Origin of the sequence: Candidatus Anoxymicrobium japonicum (assembly GCA_002843005.1) — a bacterium.
Classification (GTDB): Bacteria; Actinomycetota; Geothermincolia; order Fen-727; family Anoxymicrobiaceae; genus Anoxymicrobium; species Anoxymicrobium japonicum.
On sequence record PHEX01000017.1, the window covers coordinates 1 to 18,450 of the forward strand.

An 18,450-nucleotide genomic window follows, 5' to 3' on the forward strand; every position below is an offset into this window, starting at 1 on the left:
TGAATATTTTAAAATCAAGTTGGAACTATCATGATCGCAAGTACCGCACGCGAGGATAACATGACCCGGATCGCCAAAACCCTGTCGAAACAACGCGACGCAATACTAAAGGCAACAGCGGAACTGTTGCCCTTGAGCGCTAGCGGCGTGTCTTTTGCGCGAGATGAGCTACTGGAGCAGGCCGGCATGACACTTGACCTGCTCATCGAATCCGAGAGCGAACGGGACGTCTCGTTTCTCTTTGACAGGTGGGAAGCCATCGGCAAGATTTGCGCCCAGCGCGACCTGGCGCTTGATGAGTTTCCTGATATGCCTTTTATCCTCAAGCACGCCATATGGTTGGTCATGCGCCCGCTCGTCGAATCGGGCAAGATAAAACTCGCGGACTTGATCGATCAAATGATGGGCACTGATACGGATCTTGCCGGCTGTCGCTCCGCCCTCACGAAAGGTTTCATGAAAACCAGGGAAATCACTCTTGTCGCGCGGAACGAAGCGTTGTACAGCCTGCTTGTCGGCAAAGATCGCTTGACCGAGTCGGACGCTTCTAACAACATGGACGCGATTGGCATCGTAGCGCGCACAATGACCACGCGCCAGGAACCGAAAGAGCAACTGCTGAACCTCCTTCAAATGGCGACGGTTCTTATGCGAGCGGACAACGGCGTTTTGATGCTGGCTGAGGAGATGTTCGGCAATCTCAAGGTGGAAGCGACGTTGGGGCCGGTTGCGTGGGCATGCGATAAAACGTTTGCCGCGCTTGCGAAGTGGGTATTTGATAACAACCGGATCGTTCACTGGCGGAGAGACAAGCCTGACGAGCGCTTCGGCGTTCTTGCTCCGCCTGTCTCGACTTGCCTCACCGCGCCGCTCGTGGTCTGGGACAAGCCAATAGGCGCGCTCGGCATCGCGTCCAGCGAAGCAGACAAACAGTACAGCAAGAACGACATCGAACTGTTCGGCAACTTCGCGGCACAGGCCGCTGTTTCTCTAGAAAATATCAGGCTCTACCAGCGGTTGCAGGACACCTACATTGGCGCCATTGGCTCACTCGCGGCAGCGATAGAGGCGAGAGACCCGTACACGGTCGGCCACTCCGCCAGGGTTACACAGTACTCTGTCGCTATCGCGGAGTCTATGCGGTTGACAACCGAGGAGATCGAGGAGTTGCGCCTCGCGGGTCTCTTGCACGACCTGGGAAAAATTGGCGTGCCGGACAACATCCTGAACAAAGCAGGCCGCTTGACCGAGGAAGAGTATTCGGCAATCAAGATGCACCCGGCACTGAGCATGAGAATCATCGAGCCACTGCCACATCTGGGAAACATCATCCCTATCATCTATCACCATCACGAGCGCTATGACGGCAAAGGCTACGTTGACGGCAAAGCTGGCGCCAATATTCCGCTTGGCGCGCGCATCGTCGCGGTCGCGGATTCGTTTGAGGCGATGACCTCGGATCGACCGTACAGAAAAGCTTTGACACGCGAAATGGCGATAAGCGAGATTGAGAAGAACGCGGGCTCGCAATTTGACCCGGAGGTCGTGCGGCACTTCCTTGCGCTGCTCGAAAAGACAAATGCCGGATAAAACGCAACACCGGGGTCAGCCCCCAGTGTTGCGTTTTTTCAGGAGGTGGATGGACTGAAGCTCGCAATCAGTGGGAAGGGCGGCGTGGGAAAGAGCACCATCGCGGGCGGCCTGGCAAGGGGCTTCGCCGAGGGTGGACGAAAAATGCTGGCGATCGACGCCGATCCCGACGCGAACCTCGCAGTCTCGATTGGAATTGACGCCGAGACGGCTTTTAGCCTCGTCCCGCTCTCCGAGATGAAAGACATTATCGAGGAGAGGACGGGCGCAAAGCCCGGCGCGTTCGGCCAGATGTTCAAGATGAACCCGAAGGTGGACGACCTGCCCGAGGAGATAAGCCTGACCCACGCGGGCGTCAGGTTGCTGGCGATGGGAACAGTCAGGGAAGGCGGAGGCGGGTGCGTCTGTCCCGAGTCCATCCTGTTGAAGGCCCTGATGCGGCACATACTGCTCGAGCGCGACGATGTGGTAATCATGGACATGGAGGCTGGAATCGAGCACCTCGGCCGCGGAACTTCCGAGAACGTGGACGCGATAGTCATCGTCGCGGAACCCGGCCTGCGGAGCGTGCAGACAGCGGCAACCACCGCGAGGCTCGCAAGACAACTGGGTATTCGGAAGTTGTTTGTCGTTTTCAACAAGGTGGTGGACGACAAAGAGCTGGATCACCTCAAGGGCGGCCTGGGCGATATTGAGATGATCGGCGTCATTCACTACAGCGAGAAAGTGCGCAGAGCTGACCTCGAGGGCAAGTCCGCGTTCGACGTGGATCCCGCCTTTGTCAAGGAGCTATCTACGATCAAGGCGAAGCTGGAGAAAGAAATAGAAGGAGAATGATTTGGCCGAAAGTATTTTTGAGATAAGAGAAAAAGAACAGCTTACCGACGATGTGTTCAGGATGAAAGTGCGCGCCCCACGGGTGCCGCCCGCGGCGAGGGCGGGACAGTTCGTGATCATCAGGGTGGACGAGAATGGGGAGCGTATTCCACTCACACTCATGGATTTTTCCACGGACGATGGAACAATCGAGATAGTCTTTCAGGTCGTGGGAACCACAACGAAGAAAATGTCGCTGCTCGAGGCGGGAGATTGCCTGCGGGACGTGGTCGGGCCGCTCGGGAGGCCGTCCGAGGTCGAAGGGCTCGGGCGTGTCGCCTGTGTCGGTGGAGGCGTCGGCATCGCGGCGCTATACCCGATCGCGAAGGCGTGCGTTCGCGCGGGCAACGATGTGTTGGTGCTTCTGGGCTCAAAAGACCGCGATCACCTCATCCTGCTCGACAGGATGAAGGCGCTTGACGCCACAGTCGATATCGCGACTGACGATGGCTCGATCGGGCGCAAGGGGTTCGTGACGGAGCTACTCGAGGCCGCGATCAATGAGCGGAAGCCGGACAAAGTCATCGCCGTCGGGCCTGCCCCAATGATGCAGGCGGTGTCAAATCTCACGAGAGAGCATGGCGTTCCGACTGTCGTAAGCCTCAACGCCATAATGGTCGACGGGACCGGCATGTGCGGATCCTGCCGCTGCGAGGTCGGCGGCGAGACGAAATTTTCCTGTGTAGATGGGCCCGAGTTTGACGGTCACCTTGTCAACTTTGAGATGCTCAACGCGAGGCTTGGCGTTTACAAGGACGAAGAGCGCAAATCACAGGAGCTCTTCGAGCGCGTCGCCGGCGATTACCGCCACAAATGCGGGGAAAAAGCATGAGCGTCAACGACGGCAAGCGCTACTCGACGCGTGTACGATTCGCGCCCAGCCCCACGGGAAAACTTCACCTCGGCTCAGCGCGCACGGCCCTTTTCAACTGGCTGGTGGCGCGTGGCGCGGGAGGCTCGATGGTTCTTCGACTCGAGGACACCGACCGCGAGCGCTCCTCGGTCGAGTTCGAGCGCGACATTATGGATTCCATGCGCTGGATGGGCCTGGATTGGGACGAGGGGCCCGATGTGGGCGGACCTCACGGCCCATACCGGCAGAGCGAGCGGATTGACATATACAATGAGTTTGTCCAGCGTCTTCTCGCCGGGGGCAAAGCGTACAAATGCTGGTGCTCGGGCGATGATCTCGAGGAACGGAAGCGCGTCGCCATTCAGGACAAAAAGGCATGGCGATACGACCGTAAGTGCGCCGCGCTGACGTCGAGCGAGCGCGCCACGCTCGAAGCGGACGGAGTTCCTTTCACAATCAGGTTTCGCGTTCCTGAAGGGAAGGTCGTCGTCGAAGATTCCTTGAGGGGCAGCGTGGAGGTTGACACCTCGGAGATCGACGACTTTATTATCGTGCGATCGGACGGCACGGCCGGTTTCCATCTGGCTGTGGTAGTCGACGACATCACAATGGAAATCACGAACGTCATCAGGGGAGACGATCATCTAACAAACGCGGCGCGCCACGTGCTGTTGTTCGAGGCGCTCGGGGCAGAGCCGCCCACGTTTCTTCACCATTCGCTCTTGTTCGGCCCTGACGGAACAAAGCTGTCCAAGAGGCACGGCGCCACGTCGATCTCTGACTACCGCGAGCAGGGCTACCTGCCGGAAGCGCTGGTCAACTATCTCGCGCTCCTTTCGTGGTCGCCCGGCGCGGGCGATGAGCGCGAGATCTTCACGCTGGAGCAACTCGCGGGCGAGTTCAGCACGGAAAGCGTTTCCGCCAGCAAGGCGATTTTCGATATCGATAAGCTCAACTGGATCGACCGGCAGCACATGAAGACGCGCGGCGACCGGGAGCTCGTCGACCTCGTCACGCCTTTTCTGCTTCAGACAGGGCGCGAAGAGCTCGCGGCGTTGCCGCGCGACAAGCTCGAGATCGCGCTCGCCGCGGTCCGCAACGCGATGGAGAAGCTCACCGACGCCCTCGAGCCGATGGATCTCTTCGTGAGGCCGGCGGGACTTCTTTCGGAAAAAGCGGTAGCACAACTCGGCAAGTACGAGGAACTTGCCGAAGCGCTGGATATCTGTGTCGAAGCGCTTGGTCGCGACACGTTCGTTGACCGTCATACCGCGACAAAGATCGTCGAGTCTCTGCGGTCTGTCGCAAAGGAGCGTGGCTGGAGCGCGAAGAAAATTCTCATGCCGTTCAGGATCGCGGTGACAGGTCTCACGGTAGGGCCGGATCTTCCGTACCTTATAATGTTCTGGGGATGTGCCCGATGCGCTGACCGCATCGAAGCCAACAGACAAGCGTTTGAGCGCGTGACACAGGAATTGCGCGAGGAAGGTGAAAAGTGACTATTCTGAAATTCATCAGAAAGACGCATGAGCAGTTGCGGTTAGATGTCCATGCGGTCAGGGACCGCGATCCCGCGGCTACAAACACCCTTGAAATCATTACGACCTACCCCGGGTTGCACGCTATCTGGATGCACAGAATCGCCAACTACCTGCACGTGCGGGGCGTGCCGGGCATCCCAAGGGCAATTTCGATGTTCACCCGGATGATCACCGGGATCGAGATACACCAGGGCGCCACTATCGGGCAGGGATTTTTTATCGATCACGGCATGGGAGTCGTAATCGGCGAGACGACAAAGATCGGAAACGACGTAACCATTTTCCAGGGAGTGACACTGGGTGGCACCGGCAAAGAGAAGGGGAAGCGACACCCGACCATCGAGGACGGTGTCGTGATAGCGGTTGGCGCAAGCGTGCTCGGTTCAATTACTGTCGGCAAGAACTCAAAGGTCGGCGCTGGCGCGGTCGTTGTCTCCGACGTGCCGCCCAACTGCACAGTCGTTGGAGTCCCCGGGCGCGTGACTGTCTGCTCGGGCGAGCGCATCAGCCCGATAGATTTGCACCACGAGCGGTTGCCAGACCCGGTTCTCGACATGTTCGCGACAATCGAACGCAGGCTGGATCGCCTCGATCGAGCGATTAAGAAACAGAAAAAGCCGTAACAACTCAGACGCCGGTGTTCCGCCGGCGGGAAACAGCGCGATGCGCCCATCGACGGAGAGAGCAGTGTCAATACGCGTATACAATACGATGATCCGCGCTAAAGAGGAGCTTGTCCCGCGAGAGGCCGGCAAGATAACCATGTACGTTTGCGGGCCGACGGTCTATAACTACATCCACATCGGCAACGCGCGCACTTTTCTCAACTTCGACATGATCAGACGTTACCTGGAACGCCGTGGTTACGAGGTTACCTTCGCGCAGAACATCACGGACGTAGACGACAAGATAATCAACAAGGCAAAAGAACAGGGCGTTCCGCCTGAGGCGCTCGCTGAAAAGTACCGCGTTGCTTTTGAGGAGGACATGGCGGCCCTTGGAGTCAAGCCGCCTGACATCGCGCCGCGCGCGACAAAGCATGTCGCCGACATGCTCGAGGTCGTCAAACGCCTGGTGGACAGTGGCTACGCCTATGCGTCCGAGGGCGACGTCTATTTCGAGGTCGATAAGTTCGAGGGTTACGGCAATCTCTCCAGGCGCGCGCTCGACGAGCAGCAGCACATTCCCACAGGCGGGCCAGAGGTAGAGCGCAAGCGAGGATCGTGGGATTTCGCCCTCTGGAAGGCCGCCAAACCGGGTGAGCCTTCATGGGACAGCCCATGGGGTCCGGGGCGGCCCGGGTGGCATATCGAGTGCTCCACCATGTCCATGAAGTATCTCGAGGAAGGGTTCGACATCCACGGTGGCGGGCTCGACCTCGTCTTTCCACATCACGAGAACGAGATAGCGCAGGCTGAAGCGTACTCCGGCGGGCGGTTCGCGCGCTACTGGATGCATAGTGGAATGCTCAACATCGATCTGGAAAAGATGTCCAAGTCGCTCGGGAACATCAAGGCGTTGCGTGACGTGCTTGCCGAACACGACGCGGCTACCGTGCGCATGCTCATGCTGGGCACTCACTATCGCAGCCAGTTGAACTTCTCAGATGAAAGCCTAAATGACGCGCGCGCGTCTCTCGAGCGCATAAGCAACTGCCGGTTCAATCTCGAGGATGTCATCAGCAGAAGTGAGGGCGCGAAGGAAGATACGGCCCGAATCGACCGTGAGAACACGCTCGTGGATTATCTGAAAGACGCCAGACTCAAGTTCCTCGAACACATGGACGATGACTTTAACTCCGCCGCGGCCCTTGGCGTCCTCTTTGAGGTCATCCGAGAAACCAACACGTACACAAGCGAAGCAGGTGCGGCGGGCGTGTTTTGCTCCAGGCATATCTTGATGGAATGTCAGAAGACGATTGACGAAATGTGCGCTTACGTCGGACTGTTTCAACAATCGCCTGTCGTAACGACGACGCCGGCTGTGGACGCCGGTCCAACCCGCGAAGAACTTATTGACCTGCTGCTCCAGGTGAGACAGGCCGCGCGCGACATGAAGAGCTTTCAACTTTCCGACAGAGTGCGAGACGGTCTTGCCGACCTTGGCGTTCGTGTCGAGGATGTCGAGGACGGCTACCGCTGGCGCTTCGAGCGCTAGCCCGATTGTGCTATGCCAAATCTAAACAAGCAGTTCGGCGAAATCGACCAGGTCGAAGGGCGCAACCCCGTGATCGAGGCGCTTCGTGGACGCCGGAAAGTGCTCGAGATCTATATAGCGAGCGGGCTCGAGCGCTCCGAGCAGATTGACGAGATCATCCGCCTGGCCGGTCTCGCAAACGTAGCCGTCAAGGAAGCCCCTCGGACGCGAATCGATTCCATGGCCAGAACGAGCGCGCCACAGGGCGTAATCGCGTTTGTGTCGCTATTTGAGTTTGACGGCATCACCGACTTGCTTTTCCGCCTCGAGAACGTCGATCTCCCGCTCGTGCTCGCGCTGGACAACATACAGGATCCGCAAAATTTCGGGGCGCTGTTGCGGGTAGCGGACGCCGCTGGAGCGGACGCCGTCGTGATACCGGGAAGGCGCTCGGCGAGCGTTACCGCCACAGTCGCCAGCGCTTCGGCCGGCGCCGTCGAGCATGTCAGGGTAGCGCGCGTCGCAAGTCTCCCGGCCGCGCTGGAGCGGTTCAAAAGCGCGGGACTCTGGGTCGTTGGCGCTCATAGCGGTAGCGGTGTTCCGTACTATGAGTTTGATATGAAGACCCCGCTGGTTTTGGTGCTTGGCAGCGAAGGCAAAGGGTTAGGGCGCCTCGTTAGAGAGCGGTGCGACGAGCTCGTGAGTTTGCCGATGCGAGGCAGAGTGAGTTCGCTGAACGTGGCGACCGCCGGAGCGGTGTTGCTATACGAGGCCATCCGACAACGCACAAAATAGAGGAAGGGGAGGAAGGGGTCAGGCACCGTCTACCTTTCCGTCTACCGCTACGCGGTAGACGTTGCCTGACCCCTGGTTGCGGTAGACGGAAAGGTAGACGGTGCCTGACCCCTTTTTTCGACAAGGTGCTGTAGTATCATGATTGAAAGAATACGTCACCGTATTTACGGAACGGGACACCAGGCCGGCGTAGCTCAGTTGGTAGAGCAGCGCACTTGTAATGCGCAGGTCGTAGGTTCGACTCCTATCGCCGGCTCCACAAAATATTCTTCGAACCTACGGCATAACGGTTCTCAGCCATCTTTGAGTGCCGGGTTGTGCTTGCCGATATTCCTCAAAATAACGGTCGATTTATCGTCCCCAAACTCCCAGGTGAAGCGATAAAAATCCGTCACCCTTGAGGCATAGATTGCGCCTCTGATCCGTTCAGTTTTGAGCGACGGGTAGAACGGATCTTGAGTGAAAAGACTCAATTGTTTAGCGAATCTCTTCTTGATGTCCCGGGGGAGTTTTTCGAAGGCTTTGTCGAACCTATGCAGACTTGCGATTTTTTCCAGAGGCACGCGAACTGATGTCCTTCTTGAATTCATCCGTTGTCATTATAGTCAAGCGATTTGGATGGATTTCACTGCGTGTTTGCGGCGGGTTGACGCGACAGCGTCCTGACTCCCAAAAGTTAAGTGGACAGCGCCGAGGACTTTCGTTATACTTTCTTCACGACGATGACAAGAAGGGGCTGATGCTGTCCCTCACCCTGAGGTGCCAGATAAATTGGCGGAGCGTAGAATGGTTGCCGGCAGGGTTATCCATATCGGATAGTAGAGGGTGGCATTGTGCCACCTGTATTTTTTTGTGCATGAAACTATCGCAGGAGGTGTCGCTATAACTGGAAAGCTCAGGGTCAACGAAATGATCAGGTGCCCGTCTGTCAGGCTTATCTCGGATAGTGGTGAGCAGCTTGGCATCAAGCCTATCGAGGAGGCCCAGAGCATTGCCCTCGAGAAGGATCTGGACCTCGTAGAGGTGGCCCCGCAGGGGACGCCGCCCGTATGCAAGATCATGGACTATGGCAAGTTTTGTTATGAGCAGGAGCAGAAGCAGAAGGTGGCACGCAAGAAGCAGAGCGTGATCGTGGTCAAAGAGATGAAGATGAGGCCGAAGATTGACGTCCACGATTACGAGACCAAGAAGAAGCACGTAGTCAGGTTTTTGAGCCAGGGAAACAAGGTGAAGGTGACCATAATGTTCCGCGGGCGTGAGATGACTCACACGGAACTCGGGCTCAATCTCCTGAATCGCCTGGCGGCGGATGTAAGCGACATTGCGATGGTGGAAGCGAAGGCGAGGCTTGACGGGCGAAACATGCCGATGGTCCTCTCGCCGATTGCCGTCGTGGAGCCCAAAAAGGAGTGATTGTATGCCAAAAATGAAAACGCACAGGGGAGCGGCCAAGCGGTTTCGAGTAACTGGCAGGGGAAAACTGATGCGAAAGCACGCTTACAATGGCCACCTTTTTACCGATAAGAGCGCGAAGCGAAAGCACAGGCTGGACAGCCAGAGCGAGGTCTCTCCAGCGGACGACGCGACAATGCGTAAGACGCTGGGCGTTTCAAAGGCCAGATAACCGTCTTGTTTCAAAGAGATTAGCCGAGAAATTTTCAGGAGAGTTGATCATTATGCCAAGGACAAGCAACAGTGTCGCGACAAGGCAGCGCAGAAAAAAAGTGCTCAAGATGGCGCGAGGTTATCGCGGGCCAAAGAGCAAGTGTTTCAAGTCGGCGAACGAGCAGGTCATGCATTCGCTTCAATACGCGTACAGGGACAGGCGCGTCAGAAAGCGGGAGTTTCGCAAGCTGTGGATAAGCCGGATCAACGCCGCGGCCCGTGAGCACGGGATGTCTTACAACAAGTTCATAAATGGTCTGAAGTGCGCGGATGTCGAAGTCGATAGAAAAATACTTGCCGATATTGCCGTGCGTGACCCCGAGACGTTTGGGCAACTGGTCGAAGTGGCCCGTGGGGGCAAGCCTGGAAAGACAGCCGACAAGGCCAAGAGCGCTGGAAAAGCGGCTACGAAGGCCGCCGCGGCATCATCTAAAACCGCCAAAGCCACTGACGTTCCGGCCGCGAGCTAGCGCGTGAAGCATGAAACGCGGAGCATGATGAATTCAATCACAAGCCGTAACCATGAGGTGATCAAGCGCTTCAGGAAATTGAGGCGTAGGTCTTATCGAGACGAATTCGGGCTATTCATGGTTGAAGGGCTCAATCTGATCCAGGAGGGGTTGGACGCCGGCGCGAGGCTCAAGGAGATTGCCTGCGTTGGGGCCCGCGTGGAAGACATTACCTGCATCAGGGACCGCATGAACGAGCCTGTTCTTGCTCATGAGGTGAGCGAATCTCTCATGAATTTGATTTCCGACGTGGTGACGTCGCAGGGTATCATAGGCATCATGGAGCAGGTGAGCGTGAGTTACGACGAGCTGATCTCGTCAGACCTTTCCCTGTTGCTCGTGGCAGATCAGGTCCGGGATCCTGGAAATTTGGGAGCGCTTCTCAGGATAGCGGACGCGGCGGGTGTGGATGGTTTTATCATGACGGCGGGATGCGTGGACCTGTACAACCCAAAGGTAGTGCGATCGGCGGCCGGCTCGCACTTTCACGTCCCCGTGGCGAGAGACGTAGAGATCGGAGCTTTTCGAAGGGATTTGAGCGACAGGGTCAGGATGCTCGGGCTCGAACCGCGGGGAAACAAGCGTTATCTCGATGAAGATTTCACTCGCCCTATCGCGCTGGTGGTCGGGAATGAGGCTTTCGGAATAGCGGAGGAAAACCGAATGTTCTTAGACGAGACCGTGTGCGTTCAGATGCCCGGCAAAGCGGAGTCGCTCAATGTGGCCTCGGCTGCCGCGGTCGTTTTGTTTGAGGCGTTGCGGCAACGGCAAGGCAACGGCGGAGGCTGAAATGTCGGATGACTTGATTGAGAAGTTCAGGGAGCTCACGGCGGACAGGCCCCTGCTGTCATCGCTTGTCGATGAGGCCATGGCCTTAATCGAGAGCTCTGACACTCTGGAGCAGCTCGAGGACACGCGCGTAAAATTACTGGGAAAGAAAGGAACGGTAACCGCCGTCTTCAAGAGCCTGGGCTCGCTTTCTCCCGAAGAGAAGCCGGTGGTCGGCGAGATAGGAAACGTCTTGCGCGCTCTGGTGGAACAGGAGCTTGCTCGCAAGGTTGAGCAGTTGATCGCGCTGGAGGTGGAACAGCGTCTTCGGCGCGAGGCCATAGACGTAACATTGCCGGGCAGGAGGCGCCCATTCGGTCATAAGCACTTGATCTCGCAGGTCATTTCTGAAGTTACAGACATATTCATGAGCCTCGGATACCGTGTCGTGACCGGTCCGGAGGTTGAGCTCGACTACTATAATTTTGAAGCGCTGAACCAGCCCCCTTATCATCCCGCGAGATCTTTGCAAGACACGCTGTACGTGAAACGGAAAGATCAGTTCAGTGACAGTCGCGAGGACATAATGCTTCGGACTCACACTTCGCCGGTGCAGATCAGGGTGATGGAGACCGAACGGCCGCCGCTGTACGTGATCAGTCCGGGAAAGGCTTATCGCAAGGATGAGGTGGACGCCACGCACTCTCCGGTATTCCACCAGGTCGAAGGCTTCGCGGTGGGTCGGGGAATTACCATGGGCGACCTCAAGGGCACGCTGGAAGTGTTTGTGAGAAAGATGTTTGGCGATGGGCGCGACGTGCGTTTCAGGCCGCACTTTTTCCCGTTCACCGAGCCGAGCGCCGAAGTGGACGTGTCGTGCTATGCGTGCGAGGGCTCGGGGTGTGCTTTGTGCAAGGGCGTCGGCTGGCTCGAGATACTTGGTTGCGGCATGATCGATCCGAACGTGTTCGAGTACGTTGGATACGATCCAGAGGAGTTCACGGGCTTTGCCTTCGGCGTAGGCATCGAGCGTATCGCGATGATGAAATACAACATTGATGACATGAGGGTTTTTTACGAGAACGACGCGCGCTTCCTGGCGCAATTCTAAAAAGGCATAATGGGGTCAAACCATTTTATGCGTTTTGCGGCAGATAAATGGGAGTACGTATAGAAACGCATAAAATGGTTTGACCCCATTATGCCTTTTGAACGAAAGGGTGCTTTTTGAGGGTTTCACTCGAGTGGCTCAAAGAATACGTTGATATATCGATGACAGCGCAGGAGCTGGCCGATGCTTTGTCGATGTCCGGCACCGCGGTGGACAGGGTGCTGACTCTCGACGGAGGCGTCACCGGCGTAGTGGTTGCCCGCGTAGTCGAAGTCAAGCCTCATCAGAACGCCGACAATTTGCGCATTGCCGTGGTCGATGACGGAACATCCGTTCGTGAGATAGTCTGCGGAGCGCCCAACCTCGAGGCGGGAATGATGAGCCCGTTCGCCCGGGAGGGCGCGATGCTTCCCGCCGTATCCACGAAACCGTTGCGTAAAGCCCGCATCAGGGGAGTCGAAAGCGACGGCATGCTGTTGAGCGCCGTGGAACTGGGAATCAGCGACGAACGCGCGGGCATACTCGAACTTCCGCCCGACACGCCATTGGGGGTCGATCTGTCTGATATTTTGCCGCTGGAGGATGTCGTACTGGATCTGGAGATTACCCCGAACCGCCCCGATTGCATGTCGATGACAGGCGTCGCGCGCGAGGTCTCCGCTCTGACAGGCGCCCCCATTCACATGCCCGTCGCCGGCCCGCGTGAGAAGGTGTCTAAAGCAGGAGAGTTTGCCACAATTATTGTTGAGGACACGGAGGGATGTCCGAGATACACCGCCATGGCTGTCACAGGCGTAACCATCGGGCCATCTCCGGCGTGGATGCAGAGGCGCTTGATGGCGGCTGGAGTTCGACCCATAAGCAACGTGGTGGACGTGACAAACTATGTGTTGCTCGAGACCGGTCAGCCGCTGCACGTGTTTGACCTGGATCTGCTGTCCGGGAAGAGTATTGTCGTTCGCAGGGCGAGGCCCTCCGAAATTATGCGAACCCTCGATGGCGTTGACAGGAGCCTGGATGACCGTTCACTGGTGATTGCCGACGCGGATAAGCCGGTAGCGCTGGCCGGCATCATGGGGGGTGAGGGCTCTCATGTCACGGATCACAGCACGAATCTACTGATAGAGTCCGCGCACTTTGATTCCACATCGATACTTCTGACTTCTAGGCGGCTTGGCATCAGAACTGAGGCATCCGCGCGATTCGAGCGCGGTGTTGACCCTTCCGGAACGTCATTTGCCGCGATGAGGGCGTCGCGCCTTATCGTTGAGCTTTCTGGAGGACGGCTGGCTGAAGGCGAGATTGATGTCTATCCGGCGCCCGTCCCGCCACGCAAGATATTTCTCCGCCCCGGGCGTGTAAACTCGGTTCTTGGGACTGACATAGCGGCGTCGGAGATGACGAAGATTCTGAAAAGCCTGGGCGCGGGTGTCGAAAAAGGCGAGGCGCTATCCGTGACTGTGCCAACGTACAGGAGAGACCTCGAGCGAGAGATCGATCTCATAGAGGAAATCGCCAGGGTTTGCGGGTACGACAGGATACGTGAGTCACTGCCGGTCGGTGGTGGCGTCAAAGCAGGACCAACGCGCGAGCAGTCGCTTTTTTCAACGCTCGTCGATACGCTCGTGGCACAGGGGCTGTCACAGGTCGTGACTTATTCGTTTATGAACCCCGGTGACCTGGACTCACTCGAGATTCCAAAAAGCGATGAACGCCGCCGCGTTGTGGCACTGCTCAATCCACTTGCCGAAACCGGAGAGGTGATGAGGACGACGCTTGTCCCGGGCCTTTTGCGCGTCGCCGCCGGCAACATCAACAGGGGCAAACGCGATCTGTCGCTCTTCGAGACGGGAAGAGCGTTTATCGCGCGCGGAAAGGACGAGCTTCCTCGAGAAATCGAGTCGATCGCCCTTCTGCTGTGCGGTAGCGCCGATGAGGCCGGGTGGTCTCGCGAGAACCGGGCTTTTGACTTCTTTGACTTAAAGGGAGTTATCGAGAATCTGGGGCTCAGCCTTGCGGTCGAGAAGCTCGAGTTCGATACGGGCCGCGAGCCTTTCCTGGCCGCCGGCCGCGCGGCAAGCGTTATGATCGACGGCAATGTCGCCGGATACATAGGCCAGCTTCACCCGCGGGTGGCGGCGGCCTATGACATCGATGGCGAGTTTTACATCGGGGAGATATTAACTGAAATTTTCGTGGAGTCCGGCATGTCTCGTGTTTACAATCCCGTGGGGCGGTATCCCGGGGTCAAGGTTGATATTGCCGTTGTAGTGGAAGAGAACCTCGGTGCGCGGGTGGTTGAAGAATCGATACGGGAGTCTGGTGGAACCCTCCTCGAGTCCGTCAGGCTCTTTGATGTTTATCGCGGCCCGCAGGTCGCCGGCGGCAAAAAGAGTCTGGCGTACGCGCTCGAATTTGGATCGTCGAGCGGCACTCTTACAGACGAGCAGGCGCACGCCGAGCTCAAAGAGATAATTGCCGGTCTCGAAAAGAATCTTGGCGCGTCGATACGGGGCCGGGAGCGGGAAGGTGAAGATTCTTGAGGCTCGGGGTAATGGGGGGCACGTTCGACCCCATTCACATCGGTCATCTGATGGTGGCCGAAGAAGCTCGTTTCCGCTTTGGGCTCGACCGCGTGATCTTCGTCCCATCAGCGCGTCCGCCTCACAAGGCGGATATTCCCAACAGCCCTCCTCTGGATCGCAAACGGATGGTGGAGCTCGCCATAAACGGCAACCCATTTCTGGAGATGTCGGAGATAGAGCTGGACCGCGAGGGCCCATCTTACACGATAGACACGCTTCGCGAGCTGCGTCGCATCAACGGCGAGGACGCCGAGCTGTACTTCATTATCGGCGCTGACGCGATGTCTGAGATACTCACGTGGAAGGAACCGGAAGATGTCCTCGCGGAGAGCGAGTTCATAGTGGCGACGCGGCCTGGTTGCTCTCTGGACAGGCTGCGCGACGCGCTCCCAGCTGGCGCTGATGCCATGAAAAGCGTTTATTGCATGGAGATTCCGGCGCTTGCCATCAGCTCGACAGACATACGATCCCGCGTTCATGACGGGCGCCCCTTTCGGTACCTGGTTCCCGACGCGGTCTTGGAATACATAAAAGCGAATGGCTTGTACCAGTGAAAAACGCATAATTTTGTTGTAGGAGTCAATGGATCTCCGCAACGCGCCGGCAACACGTATTTTCTTCTTTTTGCTGTGCTCGAGCGTTGCGCGGAGCTGGGCGCGCGAACCGAGATGATCCACGTGATGGACGCGCTCGAGGGACAGGAGGCGCCGTATTGCGTCGCGTGCGCGACTCCGTGCCCGGAGACGTGCCATACCTTTGCCGGACTTGCTGACGCGTATGACCTGTTGCGCGACGCGGATGCCCTGGTGGTTGGAAGCCCTGTTTACTTTGGGACGGTCAGTGGCCAGCTTAAGGCGTTCTGGGACAAGAGCAGGAACCTGCGGGGCGAGAAGGCGTTGATAAACAAGCCTGGAGGCGCGGTGGCGGTTGGCGCGAGCAGGTTCGGCGGGCAGGAAACCACGATCAGGGCGATTCAGGATATCATGCTGGTTCACGGCATGCGCGTTGTCGGAGACGCGTCGTCGGCTTCGGGCGCGGGACATCAGGGGGTGGCCGCGCAACGCCCGTCCGGCGAGGATCGGGTGGCGCTGGAGCGCGCCAGGGTGCTTGCCGAGGCGCTGGTCGAAGCGATACGTAAAGAGGTTTAAATGCTCATCCGCGAGCGGATAGAACAGATCGAGAAGGAGGTGCTCTCGCCGCGCGCCGCGCGCGTTGTGGACAGCAAAGGCAGGGAACGCGCCGAGAAGCCTTGCTCGATCCGCACGGAGTACCAGCGCGATCGTGACCGCATAATCCATTGCAAGTCCTTCAGGCGGCTCAAGCACAAGACACACGTTTTTCTCGCTCCAGAGGGGGATCATTACCGCGCGCGTCTTACTCACACTATGGAGGTCGCGCAGGTTTCCCGTACGATATCTCGGGCTATCGCTCTCAATGAGGATCTGACAGAGGCTATCGCGCTCGGGCACGACCTGGGACACACGCCGTTTGGCCACATAGGAGAGAGCGCTCTTTCCTCGTTTGGTTCTGAGCAGTTCAAGCATAACGTCCAGAGCTTGCGTGTGGTGGAGACGCTCGAACGTGATGGCAAAGGCCTCAACCTGACCTGGGAAGTCAGAGATGGCATTCTGAATCACACTGGCGCGCAGACGCCCGTGACACTCGAAGGCCAGGTCGTGCGCCTGGCCGACCGCATCGCGTACATCAACAGCGACATTGACGATGCGCTGCGGGCGGGATTGCTCACAGCAGGTGATCTTCCACAAGGGCCGGTAGGCGCGCTCGGTTTGACTTCGAGCCGGCGGATCGACTTTCTTGTTCACGACGTGGTAGAGACCAGCGCTAACGCCGATACTGTCAGCATGAGCTGTGAGACCTGGGCGTTCATGGACGAATTGCGCGATTTTCTCTTTGAGAACGTATATATCGGTTCTGTGGCAAAGGCTGAAGAAAGTAAGGCGGTCAGGGTTCTGAGCTCCCTCGCGAATTATTACCTCGAGCACCCTTCAGTTTTGCCGCCCGAGTTCCAGCCGGAGTTCACAGACGAGCTGACAATCAAGGTGTGTGATTACATAGCCGGAATGACTGACCGCTACGCCCTGAGCAAGTACAAGCAGTTTTTCCTGCCACGATCCTGGATGGTTGATTGACAGAAGCGTAAGGCGGAGAGAAGTGTCCACTGGCGGCAGAATCAAAGACTCTGACATAGAAGCAGTGCGTGAGCGCACAGACATAGTTCAGGTTGTCTCCGAGTACGTGTCCCTCAAGAGGGCCGGCCGGGAGTTTCGCGGGCCGTGTCCGTTTCACCAGGAGAAGGATCCGTCGTTTTATGTGAACCCCGCAAAGGAGGTTTATTTCTGCCATGGGTGCAAGGCGGGCGGGGGAGTCTTCAACTTTGTAATGCAGATGGAAGGACTTAGCTTTGTCGAAGCGGTCGAGCGGCTCGCGGATCGCATCGGCTACCAGTTGACTTATGCCGCCGCGTCGCAAGGAGAGGTTGATGACCGTCTCGAGAAAGACAGGTTGTTCAAGCTGAACCAGACGGCATCAGACTATTTTCATTACAACTTCAACGAGACGCCAGGTGCCGCGCCGGCGCGTGATTACTTTGCCGGTCGCGGCTTCACCTCTGAGATCATCGAGGAGTTCGGAATCGGTTTCGCGCTGCCCGGATGGGACAACCTCTCCGGATTCCTCGCGAAAAAAGGTTTCAAAGAGAAGGAAATAATATCGGTTGGGCTGGCGCGCGAACGCTCACAGGGCGCTCATGCCGGCGGCCGCGGCATATACGACATCTTCAGGAACAGGGTGATGTTCCCGATTCTGGATCATCGCGGTCGAGTGGTCGCTTTTGGCGGCAGGCAGATTCCTGGATCGTCCGACGAGGAAGGTCCCAAATACCTGAACTCTCCCGAGACCCCTATCTACCGGAAGGGCCGCGTGCTGTATGGGTTTTATCAGTCGAGGCAGGCTATTCAGGATTCCAGGGACGCTATAGTTGTCGAGGGTTATACCGACCTTCTGGCGTTGCGGCAGGCCGGCGTCTTGCCCGTTGTCGCCGCGCTTGGCACCGCGCTTACAGAGCACCACTTCGAATTGCTTGGGCGTTTCTGCGATCGGGTTTATCTTTCATTTGACGCTGATCGCGCCGGGAGTGAGGCGGCCAGGCGTGTTCTCGAGTTCTTCAATCGGTTCAGCATAGAAGTTTTTGTGGTCACGCTCCCGGAGGGCGAGGATCCGGCGACGCTCGTGGAGAAGGGTGGCGCACACGCTTTCAGCGACCTGCTGGCCAGTGCCGATTCCCTGCTCGATTATTCGATCGAGAAGATAATCGAGTCGATGGACATTTCGACCGCCATATCCCGGCAGCGCGCGCTGCAGGCATGCGTACCGGTGCTCACCAGGGTCTCTGGAGACGATATGCGACCGGTGCGCAATGAGCTCGTCCGGAAGATCGCGAGCGTGCTCGACATGCCGGAAGAGACGGTACAGATATTTGTGAGGAACGCGTTGCGCCCCCCCGGCGCCCGCGCTCGTGACATGGCAGATCCCGCCCGGGTCGGCGTAATGGGAGATAAGGTGGAAAAAGAAGCGTTGAGAGTGCTTCTGCACGATCCGGCAACGTTGCTCGAGCAACAACATCTGGACGATGATTTCTTCACGGATCCCTCTCACAAAAAAATATTGGCGATTCTAAAGGAATTTCCGGTCTGTGACGAAGAAGTTTTACGGGTAGAATATGATATTTTCTTAAGGCGCAAAATTTCAGTGATTGATGATGAGGGTTTGCGGAGCCGCATCATGGAACTTCTGGTAGAGTCTCCTCCGGAGTGTAATCCCGGCTATGAGAAAAAAGTGTTCGACAAGTTGATGTACATGTTTCTAAAGCGTCGGAAGCAGAAAATAGAAGTTGATATCAGAAAGACGAACAAGAAACTCGAGCCGAAAAAATATGATGGTCTTTGCGAGCAGTTGCTCGAACTTCAACAGTTGATACGAGAATCACAACTGACTGGTTAAA

General features: G+C 57.3%; 17 protein-coding genes, 1 tRNA gene and 1 pseudogene. 18 read left to right on the plus strand and 1 reads right to left on the minus strand.

What is annotated here, in order from left to right:
• The first annotated feature begins 30 nt into the window (after positions 1-30).
• The 8 genes from CVT63_02820 to CVT63_02855 all read left to right on the plus strand — a co-directional run bounded on the left by CVT63_02820 (position 31) and on the right by CVT63_02855 (position 8,050).
• Positions 31-1,590 (plus strand): hypothetical protein, encoded by a 1,560-nt coding sequence (locus tag CVT63_02820; GenBank protein ID PKQ28400.1) that lies wholly within the window; start codon positions 31-33, stop codon positions 1,588-1,590.
• Positions 1,591-1,644: 54 nt separating this feature from the next.
• Positions 1,645-2,427, plus strand: a complete 783-nt coding sequence (locus tag CVT63_02825) for a carbon monoxide dehydrogenase (GenBank protein ID PKQ28425.1) — start codon at positions 1,645-1,647, stop codon at positions 2,425-2,427.
• Positions 2,428-2,440: 13 nt separating this feature from the next.
• Positions 2,441-3,298, plus strand: a complete 858-nt coding sequence (locus tag CVT63_02830; GenBank protein PKQ28426.1) for a ferredoxin-NADP reductase — start codon at positions 2,441-2,443, stop codon at positions 3,296-3,298.
• On the plus strand, positions 3,280-4,818 hold the full coding sequence (locus CVT63_02835) for a glutamate--tRNA ligase (GenBank protein PKQ28401.1): 1,539 nt from the start codon (positions 3,280-3,282) through the stop codon (positions 4,816-4,818). The genes CVT63_02830 and CVT63_02835 overlap by 19 nt, the downstream gene beginning before the upstream one ends.
• A 14-nt stretch (positions 4,819-4,832) precedes the next feature.
• A complete protein-coding gene (cysE, locus tag CVT63_02840) occupies positions 4,833-5,483 on the plus strand; it encodes a serine O-acetyltransferase (GenBank protein PKQ28427.1) in 651 nt (216 codons plus the stop codon).
• Positions 5,484-5,547: 64 nt separating this feature from the next.
• Positions 5,548-7,017: a cysteine--tRNA ligase gene (locus CVT63_02845; GenBank protein ID PKQ28402.1), complete on the plus strand. Its 1,470-nt coding sequence runs from the start codon at positions 5,548-5,550 to the stop codon at positions 7,015-7,017.
• A 12-nt stretch (positions 7,018-7,029) separates the two neighbouring features.
• On the plus strand, positions 7,030-7,791 hold the full coding sequence (locus CVT63_02850) for a 23S rRNA (guanosine(2251)-2'-O)-methyltransferase RlmB (GenBank protein ID PKQ28403.1): 762 nt from the start codon (positions 7,030-7,032) through the stop codon (positions 7,789-7,791).
• 183 nt (positions 7,792-7,974) lie between these two features.
• A tRNA-Thr gene (locus tag CVT63_02855) sits at positions 7,975-8,050 on the plus strand.
• 34 nt (positions 8,051-8,084) lie between these two features.
• Here CVT63_02855 and CVT63_02860 read toward each other — a convergent pair.
• Positions 8,085-8,354: a hypothetical protein gene (locus tag CVT63_02860; GenBank protein PKQ28404.1), complete on the minus strand. Its 270-nt coding sequence runs from the start codon at positions 8,352-8,354 to the stop codon at positions 8,085-8,087.
• 346 nt (positions 8,355-8,700) lie between these two features.
• On the opposite strand from CVT63_02860, the gene CVT63_02865 reads away from it, so the two are divergent.
• From CVT63_02865 to CVT63_02910, 10 genes and pseudogenes are all read left to right on the plus strand, one after another.
• Complete coding sequence (locus CVT63_02865; protein PKQ28428.1) at positions 8,701-9,204, plus strand: translation initiation factor IF-3; 504 nt, start codon at positions 8,701-8,703, stop codon at positions 9,202-9,204.
• Between the two features lie 4 nt (positions 9,205-9,208).
• Positions 9,209-9,415: a 50S ribosomal protein L35 gene (locus tag CVT63_02870; protein PKQ28405.1), complete on the plus strand. Its 207-nt coding sequence runs from the start codon at positions 9,209-9,211 to the stop codon at positions 9,413-9,415.
• Between the two features lie 52 nt (positions 9,416-9,467).
• The gene (locus tag CVT63_02875) at positions 9,468-9,926 is read left to right on the plus strand and encodes a 50S ribosomal protein L20 (protein PKQ28406.1); all 459 of its coding nucleotides are present in this window, start codon (positions 9,468-9,470) and stop codon (positions 9,924-9,926) included.
• A 24-nt stretch (positions 9,927-9,950) separates the two neighbouring features.
• Positions 9,951-10,754, plus strand: a complete 804-nt coding sequence (locus tag CVT63_02880; GenBank protein PKQ28407.1) for a hypothetical protein — start codon at positions 9,951-9,953, stop codon at positions 10,752-10,754.
• A 1-nt stretch (position 10,755) separates the two neighbouring features.
• Positions 10,756-11,844: a phenylalanine--tRNA ligase subunit alpha gene (locus tag CVT63_02885; GenBank protein ID PKQ28408.1), complete on the plus strand. Its 1,089-nt coding sequence runs from the start codon at positions 10,756-10,758 to the stop codon at positions 11,842-11,844.
• A gap of 116 nt (positions 11,845-11,960) precedes the next feature.
• Positions 11,961-14,387 (plus strand): phenylalanine--tRNA ligase subunit beta, encoded by a 2,427-nt coding sequence (locus CVT63_02890; protein ID PKQ28409.1) that lies wholly within the window; start codon positions 11,961-11,963, stop codon positions 14,385-14,387.
• A gap of 11 nt (positions 14,388-14,398) precedes the next feature.
• The gene (locus CVT63_02895) at positions 14,399-14,983 is read left to right on the plus strand and encodes a nicotinic acid mononucleotide adenylyltransferase (GenBank protein ID PKQ28429.1); all 585 of its coding nucleotides are present in this window, start codon (positions 14,399-14,401) and stop codon (positions 14,981-14,983) included.
• Positions 14,984-14,998: 15 nt separating this feature from the next.
• Positions 14,999-15,577 (plus strand): annotated as a pseudogene (locus tag CVT63_02900) (flavodoxin family protein).
• Positions 15,578-16,579, plus strand: a complete 1,002-nt coding sequence (locus tag CVT63_02905; GenBank protein PKQ28410.1) for a deoxyguanosinetriphosphate triphosphohydrolase — start codon at positions 15,578-15,580, stop codon at positions 16,577-16,579. It abuts the pseudogene before it with no gap.
• Complete coding sequence (locus tag CVT63_02910) at positions 16,572-18,449, plus strand: DNA primase (protein ID PKQ28411.1); 1,878 nt, start codon at positions 16,572-16,574, stop codon at positions 18,447-18,449. Before CVT63_02905 ends, CVT63_02910 begins: the two co-directional genes overlap by 8 nt.
• The last annotated feature ends 1 nt before the right edge of the window (position 18,450 follow it).

What these genes read in the sequence shown, in the direction of transcription:
- CVT63_02885 (PKQ28408.1), top strand. Translation starts at nt 10,756, where the DNA reads ATGTCGGATGACTTGATTGAGAAGTTCAGGGAGCTCACGGCGGACAGG.
- CVT63_02895 (PKQ28429.1), top strand. Translation starts at nt 14,399, where the DNA reads ATGGGGGGCACGTTCGACCCCATTCACATCGGTCATCTGATGGTGGCC.
- CVT63_02835 (PKQ28401.1), top strand. Translation starts at nt 3,280, where the DNA reads ATGCGGGGAAAAAGCATGAGCGTCAACGACGGCAAGCGCTACTCGACG.
- CVT63_02865 (PKQ28428.1), top strand. Translation starts at nt 8,701, where the DNA reads ATGATCAGGTGCCCGTCTGTCAGGCTTATCTCGGATAGTGGTGAGCAG.
- CVT63_02875 (PKQ28406.1), top strand. Translation starts at nt 9,468, where the DNA reads ATGCCAAGGACAAGCAACAGTGTCGCGACAAGGCAGCGCAGAAAAAAA.
- CVT63_02850 (PKQ28403.1), top strand. Translation starts at nt 7,030, where the DNA reads ATGCCAAATCTAAACAAGCAGTTCGGCGAAATCGACCAGGTCGAAGGG.
- CVT63_02905 (PKQ28410.1), top strand. Translation starts at nt 15,578, where the DNA reads ATGCTCATCCGCGAGCGGATAGAACAGATCGAGAAGGAGGTGCTCTCG.
- CVT63_02820 (PKQ28400.1), top strand. Translation starts at nt 31, where the DNA reads ATGATCGCAAGTACCGCACGCGAGGATAACATGACCCGGATCGCCAAA.
- CVT63_02880 (PKQ28407.1), top strand. Translation starts at nt 9,951, where the DNA reads ATGATGAATTCAATCACAAGCCGTAACCATGAGGTGATCAAGCGCTTC.
- CVT63_02870 (PKQ28405.1), top strand. Translation starts at nt 9,209, where the DNA reads ATGCCAAAAATGAAAACGCACAGGGGAGCGGCCAAGCGGTTTCGAGTA.